15 protein-coding genes and 1 other RNA gene are annotated in these 14068 nt (G+C 44.1%); 8 read left to right on the forward strand and 8 right to left on the reverse strand.

All coding sequences use genetic code 11. The features are described from left to right. The first annotated feature begins 224 nt into the window (after nucleotides 1–224). Complete coding sequence (locus KJB35_RS10220) at nucleotides 225–431, forward strand: DUF1107 domain-containing protein (RefSeq protein WP_005380970.1); 207 nt, start codon at nucleotides 225–227, stop codon at nucleotides 429–431. 65 nt (nucleotides 432–496) lie between these two features. Here KJB35_RS10220 and KJB35_RS10225 read toward each other — a convergent pair whose 3' ends face one another. The 3 genes from KJB35_RS10225 to KJB35_RS10235 are packed head-to-tail and all read right to left on the reverse strand — an operon-like array spanning nucleotide 497 to nucleotide 3517. Continuing rightward, nucleotides 497–1705, reverse strand: coding sequence for an FAD-dependent 2-octaprenylphenol hydroxylase (locus KJB35_RS10225; protein WP_033907445.1), 1209 nt, complete (start codon nucleotides 1703–1705; stop codon nucleotides 497–499). A gap of 31 nt (nucleotides 1706–1736) precedes the next feature. Beyond that, nucleotides 1737–2915 carry a 2-octaprenyl-6-methoxyphenyl hydroxylase gene (gene ubiH, locus KJB35_RS10230; protein WP_172563493.1) on the reverse strand — a complete coding sequence of 393 codons (1179 nt, stop codon included), beginning with the start codon at nucleotides 2913–2915 and terminating at the stop codon, nucleotides 1737–1739. Between the two features lie 23 nt (nucleotides 2916–2938). Then, nucleotides 2939–3517, reverse strand: coding sequence for a YecA family protein (locus KJB35_RS10235; RefSeq protein WP_005380976.1), 579 nt, complete (start codon nucleotides 3515–3517; stop codon nucleotides 2939–2941). A 249-nt stretch (nucleotides 3518–3766) separates the two neighbouring features. On the opposite strand from KJB35_RS10235, the gene KJB35_RS10240 reads away from it, so the two are divergent. The 5 genes from KJB35_RS10240 to serA all read left to right on the forward strand — a co-directional run bounded on the left by KJB35_RS10240 (nucleotide 3767) and on the right by serA (nucleotide 7090). Beyond that, nucleotides 3767–4075 carry a cell division protein ZapA gene (locus KJB35_RS10240; protein ID WP_005384553.1) on the forward strand — a complete coding sequence of 103 codons (309 nt, stop codon included), beginning with the start codon at nucleotides 3767–3769 and terminating at the stop codon, nucleotides 4073–4075. Nucleotides 4076–4083: 8 nt separating this feature from the next. Continuing rightward, a non-coding RNA gene (gene ssrS / locus KJB35_RS10245) (6S RNA) lies at nucleotides 4084–4268 on the forward strand. 5 nt (nucleotides 4269–4273) lie between these two features. Next, entirely contained in the window at nucleotides 4274–4873 is a 600-nt protein-coding gene (locus KJB35_RS10250; protein ID WP_025768838.1) for a 5-formyltetrahydrofolate cyclo-ligase, read from the forward strand. A gap of 53 nt (nucleotides 4874–4926) precedes the next feature. Then, on the forward strand, nucleotides 4927–5583 hold the full coding sequence (rpiA, locus tag KJB35_RS10255; RefSeq protein ID WP_005380982.1) for a ribose-5-phosphate isomerase RpiA: 657 nt from the start codon (nucleotides 4927–4929) through the stop codon (nucleotides 5581–5583). 274 nt (nucleotides 5584–5857) lie between these two features. Beyond that, nucleotides 5858–7090, forward strand: coding sequence for a phosphoglycerate dehydrogenase (serA, locus tag KJB35_RS10260; protein WP_213872880.1), 1233 nt, complete (start codon nucleotides 5858–5860; stop codon nucleotides 7088–7090). A gap of 71 nt (nucleotides 7091–7161) precedes the next feature. On the opposite strand, the gene KJB35_RS10265 is transcribed toward serA, so the two are convergent. Continuing rightward, nucleotides 7162–7854 (reverse strand): oxidative stress defense protein, encoded by a 693-nt coding sequence (locus tag KJB35_RS10265; RefSeq protein WP_064368771.1) that lies wholly within the window; start codon nucleotides 7852–7854, stop codon nucleotides 7162–7164. Nucleotides 7855–8062: 208 nt separating this feature from the next. Next, nucleotides 8063–8959 (reverse strand): LysR family transcriptional regulator ArgP, encoded by an 897-nt coding sequence (locus tag KJB35_RS10270; RefSeq protein WP_132936935.1) that lies wholly within the window; start codon nucleotides 8957–8959, stop codon nucleotides 8063–8065. 147 nt (nucleotides 8960–9106) lie between these two features. Between KJB35_RS10270 and KJB35_RS10275 the strand changes: the two genes are divergently transcribed. Together KJB35_RS10275 and KJB35_RS10280 are read left to right on the forward strand one after the other, a co-directional pair. Then, a complete protein-coding gene (locus tag KJB35_RS10275) occupies nucleotides 9107–9736 on the forward strand; it encodes a LysE/ArgO family amino acid transporter (RefSeq protein ID WP_213907433.1) in 630 nt (209 codons plus the stop codon). A gap of 26 nt (nucleotides 9737–9762) precedes the next feature. Next, nucleotides 9763–10245, forward strand: a complete 483-nt coding sequence (locus KJB35_RS10280) for a YbaK/EbsC family protein (RefSeq protein ID WP_005380994.1) — start codon at nucleotides 9763–9765, stop codon at nucleotides 10243–10245. 47 nt (nucleotides 10246–10292) lie between these two features. Here the strand turns inward: KJB35_RS10280 and mscS are convergent, their stop codons facing one another. From mscS to KJB35_RS10295, 3 genes are all read right to left on the reverse strand, one after another. After that, nucleotides 10293–11159, reverse strand: coding sequence for a small-conductance mechanosensitive channel MscS (mscS, locus tag KJB35_RS10285; protein ID WP_005380995.1), 867 nt, complete (start codon nucleotides 11157–11159; stop codon nucleotides 10293–10295). A 424-nt stretch (nucleotides 11160–11583) separates the two neighbouring features. Next, entirely contained in the window at nucleotides 11584–12660 is a 1077-nt protein-coding gene (gene fbaA / locus KJB35_RS10290) for a class II fructose-bisphosphate aldolase (protein WP_005380996.1), read from the reverse strand. A 154-nt stretch (nucleotides 12661–12814) separates the two neighbouring features. Continuing rightward, a complete protein-coding gene (locus KJB35_RS10295; RefSeq protein WP_005384547.1) occupies nucleotides 12815–13975 on the reverse strand; it encodes a phosphoglycerate kinase in 1161 nt (386 codons plus the stop codon). Between the last annotated feature and the right edge of the window lie 93 nt (nucleotides 13976–14068).

A 14068-nucleotide genomic window follows, 5' to 3' on the forward strand; every position in this document is an offset into this window, starting at 1 on the left:
TGCGTCACGTAAAAAGGAGTGTATTGGCATAAGGGTTCCTTTAGAGAGGTTATTTTTGGGGTAATCCTCACGCTATTTAAGAGATGACACTGTCAAATTGTCTAAGACAACACAATTCTCTGACGCAACACCCTACATCTGTATTTAATACTATTGCTGTCACAATAATTTTCGCGTCCAGAACGTAGAATACCTAGGCTAGGTTAGATAAAAGGAAAGTAAATATGAGACTGTTTAAGCGCTATACACCAAGTATGATTGCTAAACATATAAGTCGTCTTTTTAAAGGAAGAATTTATATTTACGGGGTCGGTAGATTCGAGTTTGATAACGGTAAGTTAATACTGCCGGAGAAAGCAGAGCAACGCCATTTCCGAGCGGTCAAAGAGATCAATCAAGAAATAATGAAACTCCGATGCGCATATGCTTAGCAAAATGTTGATAAAACAAAGGCTGGATTAACCAGCCTTTTGTGTATTTGAAGTTCACTTTGCACTTACTGACGCGCCAGATCCGGCAAGTGCCCCTTTAAACCAAGCGCGCGCTTCATGATCTCATCTTTCGCTCCCGGCAGTTGCCCCGCTAAACTCAAGCCAATGCCACGAACGAGCTTCTTAGCTGGGTTCTCGCCAGAGAACAAATCTCGAAACCCTTGCATAGTAGCGATCATCTTTGCCGCTTCCGCTTTTCGCCAACGCTCGTAGCTTCTTAGGTTGCGTTTACTGCCGATATCTTGTCCCTGCTTCCAAAGTGCTAACACCTCTTGAGCAAGACTGGCCGCATCTAATAAACCTAAATTCACACCCTGCCCCGCTAATGGGTGAATGGTATGGGCCGCATCACCAACCAGCGCGACTCGCTCGACGACAAAATCTCGCGCATAGCGCATTTTCAAAGGAAACGCAGCACGCTCTCCCACTACTTCACATAGACCAAGTCGAGCATCAAACTCACTCGTTAACGCTTTATTGAAATCATGTTCACTCATTGCCACTAACTGCTCTGCTCGATTTGGCTCCGTGGACCAAACAATAGAGCACATATCTGGTTGCGACATTGGCAAAAATGCCAACGGTCCGTGAGGAGTAAATATCTGGCGCGCAATGCTGTTGTGTGGCATAGCAGTTTTGACATTCGCGACCAAAGCATGATGACCATAGTCCCAATGCGTTAATGGAATATCCATTTGATGGCGAAGCCACGAATTCGCCCCATCGGCTCCGACCACTAATTTAGCGGTCATGGCTTGGCCATTATCGAGCGTCAGCCAGCTTTCTTGCTCACCGACCGCGAGAGTCGCGCAACGTGCAGGCATAAACATAGTGACGTTATCGAGCTTTTGGACTTGTTCAAGCAGCGCAAGTTGAATCACACGATTCTCAACAATATGCCCTAAATCAGGTTGTGCCATACTTTGTGCATTAAATTCAATGCTGGCAAAGCTATCTTGTTCCCATACTTCCATGCCATGGTAAGGTGAAGCTCGGCGCTGTTCTATGCCCTGCCAAGCACCAAGTTTACGCAAAATCGTCTCACTAGAGCGGCTCAGCGCAGACACACGAACATCGGGTAATTCTTTCAACGAATCATCTGGCACTTTACCTTCAATAACGGCGACACGCAGATCACTGTCTTTGAACGCGGCAGCAAGTGCCAACCCAACCATCCCTCCGCCGATGATGGCGATATCTACACTTTGCATCATTGCTTTTTATTACCTAATTCAGTGCGGCCGTTCATCGTTTTACCAAGCCAAGTGTATGGCGTAGTAGCGGCTGCTTAAAAATAGAAAGGTTATCCATCGCTGCTAAGGCAGTATTTCGGCCAATTCGCATCGCGGGTAAATCATTTGAAAAAACATGCACTAAGGCACTGGTTAGCCAAATAGTTTCGCTTCGATCTGCTTCTCTACGTTGACTAAAGCGCATCAGGCCTTGATAAAGACCCACATCCTCACTTTGCTGCACAATTTCTTCTGCTAGTGAGACTACATCGCGAATACCGAGATTAAAGCCTTGTCCAGCTATCGGGTGCAGCGTTTGCGCCGCATTTCCAACAATCGCAAAGCGATGTGAAACATTTTGCTTTCGATGGCGAAGAAGCAATGGGTAACTTGCACGGCGCCCCACTTTTTTCATCGCGCCTAAACGCCAACCAAAATCGTTCTGTAAACGCTGGAGAAATGCTTGATCAGATAACTCAAGAACGGCTTGGGCTTCTTCAGGGTGCAAACACCAAACTAAGGACATTCGATTGTCACTCATTGGCAATAAAGCAACAGGGCCATTTTCAGTAAAACGTTCAAAGGCTCTACCTTGATGAGGTTCTTGAGTCACAATATTGGCAATGACAGCCACTTGTTCAAAATCTTGCTCAGAAAGTTCTAGACCAATTTTCTGACAACAGGTCGAAACAGCACCATCTGCAGCCACTAGCAGTTTTGCTTCAAGTTGCTCACCACTTTTCAACGTCACATGGGTACAGTTTTGCTCGCGCTCGATATCGGTAACCGAGTCAGGACAAAACAGCGTAATTGATTCGCTGCTGTCTAATAATTCTTGATATACACGCCCAACATCGGCTAATTCTACAACATACCCTAGAGCTCCCACCCCAACCTCTTGCTTGGTAATCTCCGTCATCCCAGCATGAGAACGGTCAGAAACGTGGATATGTTCAATGGGTGTGACAAACGGTTCTACTGACGTCCAGAGCTGTAGTTGACGCAACAGATTGACAGTACCGTAAGACAATGCGATTGAGCGAGAGTCAAAACCAGGGTGCATATCTGATTGCGCTTTAAAAGGCTCAACGACGGCAATGCGGAGCTTTCCCTGAGACAAATGGTCAATCGCCAATGCTAACGTTGCACCAGCCATGGCACCACCAGCAATGACTACATCATATTGCTTCATACTAACCTCTGGACGGTCTACGATTAGTGAATAGTAGGTTTTTTGTCGCTGCTTTCAGGACGAACACCAAATTCAGCATGAATCGTTAGTACGCAAGCTTTGATGTGCTCAATCACTTGCTCTAGCAATTGCGCTTGTTCACCAAGATCGTCATCTTCATCGATGCCTAATTTGGCAATCTCTTCTAAGTCAGCCAGTGCTTCTTTAGCGTCATCAGATGCTTTGTTAAGCGCAACGCCTGCTAGACCTAACCCAGAAATAAAGTGGTTTACAAAGTCAGACACACTGTCGGCTAATGCGAATAAGCCTTCTTCGCCCGGCTCATCTGGCAATAGTAAAGACAGCTCCATTGATGTGCCAGTAAGCTCATTAACAGTAACGTTGAATATGCTCTGAGCAAAAGTGAGTGCTGTCGAGGGCCACCCCATCCCATCATTGGTGTAGTCAAAAAGAATCGGCTGCCAAGTTTGATCATTGATCGCCAATCCACCACTTAACATGCCAACAAATAAGCCATGTAACTCCGCCGGTGTCACAGCCAGGCTTGCCGATTGCAGTTCAGCAGCAATAGATTGGTATTCAGGAAGGGTGATTTCACTCATAACTTGGCTCATTCTTGCGTAATAATGTATTGGTATATCCTACCATCAAGGTTAGTGGTCTGAAACGGCTATCAAATTCAATTTTGGACAGCATTTGTTCAATTTGCCCAATTCCTGTGTGATCTCGTCATCATTTCTCTTTCTGTGATGGGAAATGCTTGAATCTTAATAGCGGTTTTCCTATAGTTTGCTCCTCGGTAGTTGTATGAAGCAACACCTTAGATAGCGCGAATATAGAGTTTATTCATCATGAGCAATCAAGCGATCGACGTTGAAATATTAGGCAAACTTACACGAGTGAATTGTCCGACAGGACAAGAAGAGTCTCTTGTTGCAGCGGCAAAAGATCTGGATCGCCGATTGAAAGAAATGAGCGAACGTACTAAGGTAACCAATGAAATCCAACTGCTGACCTTTGCTGCATTGAATATTTGCTATGAGTTGCACACCAAGTCATACGAATCCAATGGTCAACAGCAAGAAATTACTGAGCGAATGGAAAAGCTCACCGCGTCTTTAGAGAACGCACTAAGCAAAGTTACGCAAGGACAGCAGTAAATACAAAATTTACCCTGGGGTGTGCGTCAGCAGGATTTAAGTCCCTGAGCCGATAAGCAATACCTAAGGGTTAGTATTTGGTAACTATTGAGCAAGCTCGGCATGCACCGAGAAGCCTACGGTTGTCATTGCTGATCCGCCTTGAACCAGCTGGTTCAAGGGCCACAATCCTCAACGGCACCCTGGGGTATTCTCTCTATGTCAGACCTCTCTCGACAAGACTTCCGCAAACTGATTCGTGAAAAGCGCAACGCTCTGTGCAGTGATACACAATACCAAGCGGGAATCGACCTTATTACTCAATTTTCCCAACTTCCTGAAATCGAGCAGGCGCAACATATTGCCATCTACCTTTCTGCAGACGGTGAGCTTGATACTAAACCGCTCATTGAATGGTTATGGCAACAGGGAAAATCGGTTTATCTGCCCGTCATCCATCCCTTTTCTAAAGGTCAGTTACTGTTTCTTCAGTATATAAGTGATGAACAGCTCGTCTACAACAAGTACGGCATCTTAGAGCCCAAGCTCGATATCAGACACCTCAAACCCGTTCGCCAGCTTGATTTAATCTGCACACCTTTAGTTGGGTTCGACAGCATCGGACACCGCTTAGGCATGGGCGGGGGGTACTACGATCGTACTCTGTCACGTTGGTTTATAACTGGAGAGGGAGCTAAACCTGTTGGTATCGCTCATGACTGCCAACATGTAGAACGCTTACCAATTGAAAGCTGGGACATTCCATTACCTAAGATCGTGACCCCAAGCCAAATATGGCAATGGGAAAGTGACAAGTAAGCCGCTATAATCACGCCCGCAAACGTTAACGAACATCTATTCAGGAGATTGGCATGACTCAAGATGAAATGAAAAAAGCGGCTGGTTGGGCAGCACTAAAATATGTTGAGAAAGGCAGCATTGTCGGTGTTGGTACTGGCTCTACCGTGAATCACTTCATCGATGCACTAGGCACTATCAAAGATGATATTAAAGGTGCAGTGTCTAGCTCTGTCGCTTCAACTGAGCGCCTTAAAGAGCTTGGTATTGAAGTATACGAGTGTAACGATGTAATGAAGCTGGATGTGTATGTTGATGGCGCAGATGAGATCAACCCAGCACGTGAAATGATCAAAGGCGGCGGCGCGGCTCTGACTCGTGAGAAAATTGTCGCAGCAATCTCTGATAAGTTCGTATGTATCGTTGACGGCACTAAAGCAGTTGACGTACTTGGCCAGTTCCCATTGCCTGTTGAAGTAATCCCAATGGCACGCTCTTACGTGGCTCGTGAATTGGTAAAACTAGGTGGTGATCCAGCTTACCGTGAAGGCGTTGTGACTGACAACGGCAACGTGATTCTGGATGTGCACAATATGCAAATTACCAACCCGAAAGAAATGGAAGACAAAATAAACGGCATCGCTGGTGTGGTGACTGTGGGTCTTTTCGCTCATCGTGGTGCAGACGTAGTGATCACTGGCACACCAGAAGGTGCAAAAATTGAAGAGTAAATAACAGCCCAAAATGAACCTATCTGGTTCACTTTTCTGTTATTTCATTACATACGGTGCTGCAAGGCACCGTTTTTTATTCCTTTCTATAAGAAAATTATCTCTTATTCCGTAATTTTCTTACCCAAAGCAATTTTTTTTTGTTACTTTATTGAACAGAAGACGCACAGGGAAACGTTTGTCTTCCTACAAAACTGTTAATTATCCCCTTTTTAATAGTTTTGCCCAATGTGCGCCACATTAGCCCACCTTTCCATTTTAAGGACGAGAAAAAATGGCCAAAGTTTCACTGGAAAAAGAAAAGATTAAGATCCTCTTGTTAGAGGGACTCCACCCTTCTTCAGTTGAAGTTCTTCAAGCAGCTGGTTATACCAACATTGAATACCATAAAGGTTCCCTTCCGGAAGAAGAACTAATTGAAGCGGTAAAAGACGTACACTTCATTGGTATCCGCTCCCGTACGAACCTATCCGAAGAGGTAATCAATGCGGCGAACAAGCTGGTTGCAATTGGCTGTTTTTGTATTGGTACTAACCAAGTAAACCTAGACGCAGCAGCAAAACGCGGTATTCCTGTCTTTAATGCACCATTCTCTAACACTCGAAGCGTGGCAGAGCTTGTACTTGGGCAAATCCTTTTACTAGTGCGTGGTATTCCTGAAAAGAATGCACTTGCACATCGCGGTATTTGGAAGAAAAGTGCAGACAACTCTTACGAAGCTCGTGGTAAGTGCCTTGGCATTATCGGATACGGTCACATTGGTACTCAGCTTGGTATTATTGCCGAAAACTTAGGTATGCGCGTTTACTACTACGATATTGAGAACAAACTGTCCCTTGGTAATGCGACGCAAGTACATACCATGAGTGAACTATTGAACAAATGTGATGTGATTTCTTTGCACGTTCCCGAAACACCGGAAACGAAAAACATGATGGGTGAAGCTGAATTTGCTCGAATGAAACCAGGTGCCATCTTTATCAACGCGGCACGTGGCACCGTTGTGGATATTCCTGCACTTTGCCATAGCTTAGAAGCTGGTCACCTTGCCGGCGCTGCAATTGATGTATTCCCAACTGAACCAAAAACGAATGCTGACCCGTTCGAGTCTCCTTTACAAAAATTCGATAACGTCATCCTCACTCCACACGTTGGTGGTTCAACACAAGAAGCACAAGAAAATATCGGCTTAGAAGTGGCGGGTAAACTGGCTAAGTACTCTGATAACGGATCGACACTTTCAAGCGTAAACTTCCCTGAAGTGTCATTACCAGAACACAGTGGTGAGTGCTCTCGTCTGCTTCATATCCACAAGAACCGTCCTGGTATCCTAACTCAGATCAACACCATCTTTGCTGAAGAAGGCATTAACATTGCCGCGCAGTACCTACAAACAGCCGCCGAAATAGGCTACGTAGTGATCGACGTTGAAACTGAACGCTCAGAAGAAGCTCTAACAAAGCTCAAAAACATTGAAGGCACAATCCGTGCTCGTATCCTGCATTAAACTGTGAAATAGAAATGACAAAGGCAGGGGTTGTAACTCCCTGCCTTTTGCTTTTTACTGTTTGCTAAGCCTTACTTTAGCTTATAAATGACATCGACTTGATCGCGAATGATCATAGTTGAATCTTGGTAGCTATTCGCTCCTTCTTTACTATCCATCGCCATTGAACGCATTAACACAGGCTGAACGTGCATCTGTCTGTAATTGATCTGCCATACATCGCCCAACTTTTTCTCAAAACCCGTCGCTAATGACCCTGCTTTTTCTCTTGCGTCCTTAATCGCAGCCATTCGTGCCTTTTGCTGATACTCGGCTTGGTTGCTTATCTTAAGTTGAATATTATCAACCTGATTAATTCCCGCCTCTAACGCCATATCTAGGTATTGGTTAAGGTTTTTCAGATCCGTCACCGTGACATCAATACTGCGAGATGCTCGATACCCAACAAGTTCTGCTTTCCCTGATTTAGGGTAATGGTACTGAGGAGCAAGGTATAAATTCGAGCTAGTAATATTGTCTTTTGACAAGCCGGCATCCGATAAGCTTTTTAGAAACTCTTCAACGGTTTTATCTACGGACAATTTCGCTTGTTCGGCCGTCATTGTCGTATCGACTACTTTTACAGAAAACGTAGCCATATCAGGTGTGGCCGTCACTTCGCCATACCCCGTTGTCGTAACATGAGCAAACTCTGGCGTATTCGCCAAAACTGAAGCACTGGTAAGGCTGAGTGCTGAAGCCAGCAAAAATGAATACAATTTCATTCAATAAATCCATCCATACAGAATTAAGTACTTAATCTCAGATTCCAACATCACTATCATGGCTGAGAAAGCGTGTGGTTTCATAATAGAAACTTCCGCCGATTATCCAAGCACCCATAGTGACTTCTAACACAACTTTGACTATGTAACATTGGCGTAATTTTTAAACAAAACACACTTAAGTTAACGATATGCAGCTCTGACAAACTTATTGAGGTAGATGCTCCTGCGCATACCCGACTATCGCGTGTGAGATTTCTTGTAATACCCCAGTTTCTAACTGCCAGTGGTGCCAATAAATCCGATGGGACATTAAAAAACCTGGAGTCACATCAACCAACACACCTCTGTCTAATTCGTCGGTAATTTGCAAGCGGGGGATCAAGCAATAAGCAACACCAGCTAACGCCACTTTTAGAAACGCTTCAGAACTACTGATGTTGTGATGAATAACGCTGTCAGGATTGACGTTAAAATGCTCGGTAAGAAATGTTTTATGTAGATCATCATATTGGTCATATGAAACGGCCGGTGCTTTTGCCAATGTCTGATTATTTACGCCTTTAGAAAAATAACGCTGATAGAACTCTGGGCTCGCGACACAAACATAATCGATGCGACCTAAATAGTCTGCTCTGCATCCGGGGATTGGCTGGGACTCCAAGCTGATCGCTCCTGTCACTTCGCCACTTTTGAGTTTTTCAATAGAGCGGTATTCACCATAGATAGTCAGTTTTAGTTCAACTTGACGCTGCTTCATAACATTTTTCAGCGCTGGCAGTAGCCATGTTGCAAGGCTATCTGCATTAGTCGCTAAAGAGAGTTGCACAGGTCGCGTACTGGTATCATTTTTTAGTTCGGGGAGAATTTCATGCTCTAGCAAGCGTACTCGCCGATAAAGACCCAACAATTTTTTACCAATTGGCGTTGGCTTAGGTGGCTGGCTTCGAATTAAAACAGGCTGCGCGAGAAACTTCTCTAACTGCTTGATACGTTGAGAAATGGCGGATTGAGAAACAAATAAATGCTCGGCAGCACGCTCAAAGCTACCCTGATAAACTATAGCGTCTAATGCCTCAATCCATTTGTAATCTAACCCTCGCATACCTTTCCTCTCACTCTTGATCAAACGCCTCCCGTTAAATTAGTCTATCTAATGTAAGATTAAAATCATTAATTATACTTATTTAGATAAACGCTTTATCTTTCCCTTTTCTGTAAATGTATTTGTTATTTTGAAGTGAGGTGAAGTGTGAGCTTGTGGGTTCTATTGCAAGGTTTTGGTTTAGGAGCATCAATGATCATTCCGATCGGCGCGCAAAATGCGTATGTTTTGAATCAAGGCATAAAGCGTAACCACCACCTAACAACCGCCACTATTTGTAGCGTGCTAGATATGATTTTCATCTCTCTAGGTATTTTTGGTGGTGGTGCAATTCTGTCTAAAAATGAAATCTTACTGACGTCGGTGACACTTGGTGGTATTGCTTTCTTGAGCTTCTATGGACTGCTCTCACTAAAAAGTGCTTTTAAGCCAGAGAGTGAATCGGAATCAAAAGGGGAGATCGTAGCTCGAGGTCGTCGAACGGTTATTCTAGGTGCGTTAGCCGTTACTGTGCTTAATCCGCACTTATATTTAGATACAGTCGTTATTCTAGGTTCGATCGGTGGACAATTTGAAGGCCATGATCGCATTGCTTTTGCACTAGGTACGATTATGGCTTCCTTTGTTTGGTTCTACACTTTATCGATAGGAGCCGCCAAACTAGGTCCAACACTCTCTAAACCAAAAGTGAAAAAAACCATCGACATTGCAATCGCAATGATGATGTTCACAATAGCGTATATCTTAGCGAGTGAGCTTATTGATAAGTATTGGTAATCATAAGGTAGTAAGGCAGCAAAGACATGGAGTCACTAAAACGTATTTATAACAACAATAGAGAGCGATTCAACGCGCTCTCTATTCCTTTTCGGGAATGGCAGCACGAAGCCATCTTAGACTTTGAGACAGATATACGTATTGCGAGAGAGCTTGGTTGGACGGGTACGCATACCAAAAGCCTCTTTTTAACACTCAAAGGACAAGGTTACGCGGTTTATCTGACAGATAAGGACTCGCGCCTCGATGCCAAGCAGATTAAAGCGATTACAGGTAAACGTCCCTCTATTTGTAATGACGATGAAATGGTCGAAGTGTTAGGTTGCGTACCCGGCGCGGTTTGCCCAATAGGCTTACCGGAATACATCACTATCATTGTTGATACCAATCTCTATCAACATCAAGAGTTGCTCTATACGCCTGGCTTACCTGAGTTCACATTTGGATTTGCAGGTAAACATCTAAAACGCCTCTTACTTGCTGGTCATCACACCCTTTACGAAATATAAAAAAGCGAGGCCTATTGGCCTCGCTTTTGAATATCGACTGCTTTTGATTAAGCGTCGACTTTGTTCAGGTGAACATCCATTTGTGGGAATGGAATCTCGATACCATTTTCATCCAATGCTTCTTTAATACCTTGCATTGCATCAAAGTATACGCCCCAGTAATCTGCAGTTTTCACCCATGGACGAACCACAAAGTTAACTGAAGAGTCTGCTAACGTAAGTACACCAATTGTGATATCTGGGTCTTTCAAGATACGTGGATCTTTCTCTAGCGTCTCACGAATCACTTTCTTGGTTAGTTTAAGGTCTGCTTTGTATGAAACACCAATCACTAGGTCGACACGTCGTGTCGCATGGCGAGAGTAGTTAGTAATGGCACCGCCGATAACTGAAGAGTTAGGCACAACAACCATTTTGTTGTCTGGTGTTTTTAGAACTGTTTGGAAGATTTGAATTGCTTCAACACTACCCGCTACACCACCGATTTCTACGTAGTCGCCTGATTTGAATGGACGGAACGCAACAATAAGTACGCCTGCTGCAAAGTTTGATAGTGAACCTTGTAGTGCAAGACCAACAGCAAGACCTGCCGCACCAATCACAGCAACAACAGAAGCGGTTTGAACTCCTAATCGACCAAGAGCCGCGATTAGCACGATTACAAATAGCAAGTAACGAACAAGACCGTGAATAAATTCAACGACGGCCTTATCCATGTTTTTCTTTTCTAGTACTTTAGAAACACTACCAGCGACTGCCTTAACGATAAGATTACCGATAAACAGAATAAGCAGCGCAGAGATAATGTTCACACCGTACTGAACCAGTAGATCTGAATTGTTTGTCAGCCAAGTTTCAGCCTGAGTTAGACCATCCGTTAAAGTGGTATCGATACCCACCGATTCACCTGCCATAATTCTTATCCTCAAAAATAAAGAGATATAAATCCAATTGCCGTTAATTTATGAACCTTGTTTTTTAAAGGCTCTTTTCTAAAACAACATCCCTATTGCTCCACTGAACAGTGTCAGATTTTTGGCACAATATCCCAACTCTGACTTTTTTCAAAGTCAGAGTTTCGCAAAGATATGCAAAACAAGACTTTATCAGAGCTTTCTGACACTGACTTGTTACAGGTTACGCAATGCACTCTGATTTCGCCACTCTTAAGACTGATATTCCCATGTTTTCTTTAAAAAAACGTTAAAGGTGAGATATCTCACTAGCAAATACAACCTAACGCATAAAAATATCGGGAGAAAGCAGCGGGGAAGAAAGTGATAGACATAAAAAAACCCGCTCAGAGAGCGGGTTTTTAAGTAACTTAATCAGTAACGATTATAGTACGTCAACTGCGTTAAGGTCAGCAAATGCTTGCTCTAGACGAGTAACCATTGAAGCTTGGCCTGCACGTAGCCATACGCGTGGATCGTAGTACTTCTTGTTTGGTGCATCTTCACCCGTTGGGTTACCGATCTGACCTTGTAGGTAATCGTGGTTTTCAGCTTCGAACTTACGGATACCATCCCAAGTAGCCCACTGTGTATCAGTATCGATGTTCATTTTGATTACACCGTAGCCGATAGATTCACGGATTTCTTCTAGAGAAGAACCTGAACCGCCGTGGAATACGAAGTTTAGAGAGTTCGCTGGAAGACCGAATTTCTCAGAAACGTGCGCTTGAGAATCACGTAGGATAGTTGGAGTTAGTACAACGTTACCTGGCTTGTATACGCCGTGTACGTTACCGAAAGATGCTGCGATAGTGAAACGGTGGCTGATTGCGCTTAGTTTCTCGTATGCGTATGCAACGTCTTCTGGAGAAGTGTATAGCTCAGACGCATCCATATCAGAGTTGTCAACGCCGTCTTCTTCACCACCAGTACAACCTAGTTCGATTTCTAGAGTCATGTTCATTTTAGCCATGCGCTCTAGGTACTTAGCAGAAATTTCGATGTTCTCTTCTAGAGACTCTTCAGAAAGGTCGATCATGTGAGAAGAGAATAGTGGCTTACCAGTTTGCGCGAAGTACTCTTCACCAGCGTCTAGTAGACCGTCGATCCAAGGAAGTAGTTTCTTAGCTGCGTGGTCAGTGTGTAGGATTACTGGAACACCGTAAGCTTCAGCTACAGCGTGAACGTATTTCGCACCAGCAACAGCACCTAGGATTTGAGCTTCTTGACCTTCAAGTTTTAGACCTTTACCAGCAAAGAAAGCAGCGCCACCGTTAGAGAACTGAACGATAACTGGAGCTTTAACTTTTGCAGCTGCTTCAAGTACTGCGTTTACAGAGTCAGTACCCACACAGTTTACTGCTGGAAGTGCAAAGCTGTTTTCTTTTGCAACTTCAAATACTTTCTGAACGTCATCGCCAGAGATAACACCTGGTTTTACGAAGTCGAAGATCTTAGACATGGATGTAATCCTATTTATCTGTCGTTTTTAAACAAAACTTGTTAAGTTGAAAATCTTGCAAACGTTTGCTCACAACTGAGGCTATTCTAGCAGAGTTCCTCACACGTTGCAGCAAACAAGAAAGCGGGAGAATCACTCCCCCGCTTTGCTTTAATTACTTAGCGCGTGCTTCTAGCATTTCTACTGCTGGAAGAACTTTACCTTCTACGAACTCAAGGAAAGCGCCGCCGCCAGTAGAGATGTAAGATACATCCGCTTTGATACCGAACTTGTCGATAGCCGCTAGCGTGTCACCACCACCAGCAACAGAGAAGCCTTCAGAAGCTGCGATAGCTTCAGAGATACCTTTAGTACCTGCTTCGAAGTTCTTGAATTCGAATACGCCTACTGGACCATTCCATAGGATAGTCTTAGCGTTTTTAAGGATTTCAGCTAGTTCAGCAGTTGAATCTGGACCAAGGTCGAAGATCATGTCGTCGTCTTGTACTTCAGAAACGTGCTTGATTTCAGCTTCTGCGTTCTCGTCAAATGCTTTCGCACATGCAACGTCAGTTGCTACTGGAATTGCACACTCGTCCATTAGCTTCTTAGCTGTTTCAACTAGGTCTGCTTCGTATAGAGACTTACCAACGTTGTGGCCAGCAGCTGCGATGAATGTGTTAGCAATACCACCACCAACAACGAGTTGGTCAGCGATTTTAGATAGAGACTCAAGAACCGTTAGCTTAGTAGATACTTTTGAACCACCAACGATAGCAACCATTGGGCGAGCTGGCTTGTCCATTGCTTTGCCTAGCGCTTCTAGTTCGTTCGCTAGTAGAGGACCAGCACATGCTACGTCTGCGTGCATACCAACGCCGTGAGTAGATGCTTGAGCACGGTGAGCCGTACCGAATGCGTCCATTACGAATACGTCACATAGTGCTGCGTATTTCTTAGATAGCTCTTCGTCGTTTTTCTTTTCGCCTTTGTTGAAGCGAACGTTTTCAAGAACAACAAGTTCACCCGCATTTAGCTCTAGGCCATCTAGGTAGTCTTTTGCTAGCTTCACTTCGCAATCTAGTGCGTCGTTTAGGTAATTAACAACTGGTTGTAGAGAGAACTCTTCAGCGTATTCACCTTCAGTTGGGCGACCTAGGTGAGACGTAACCATTACTTTAGCGCCTGCTTCTAGGCAGTGCTTAATAGTTGGAAGAGATGCGATGATACGTGCATCCGAAGTTACTTTACCGTCTTTTACTGGCACGTTTAGGTCAGCACGGATAAATACACGTTTACCTGCAAGATCCAGGTCAGTCATCTTGATTACAGACATGATGTGTCCTCTCAAATATTTAATAATTAAAGTTTTTGAAAACTCGGCAACCCTGCCAAGCCTGTTAATTCTTCAAACTGGTTATAGATATGG

This window comes from Vibrio sp. D431a, from assembly GCF_030248655.1.
Lineage (GTDB): Bacteria > Pseudomonadota > Gammaproteobacteria > Enterobacterales > Vibrionaceae > Vibrio > Vibrio alginolyticus.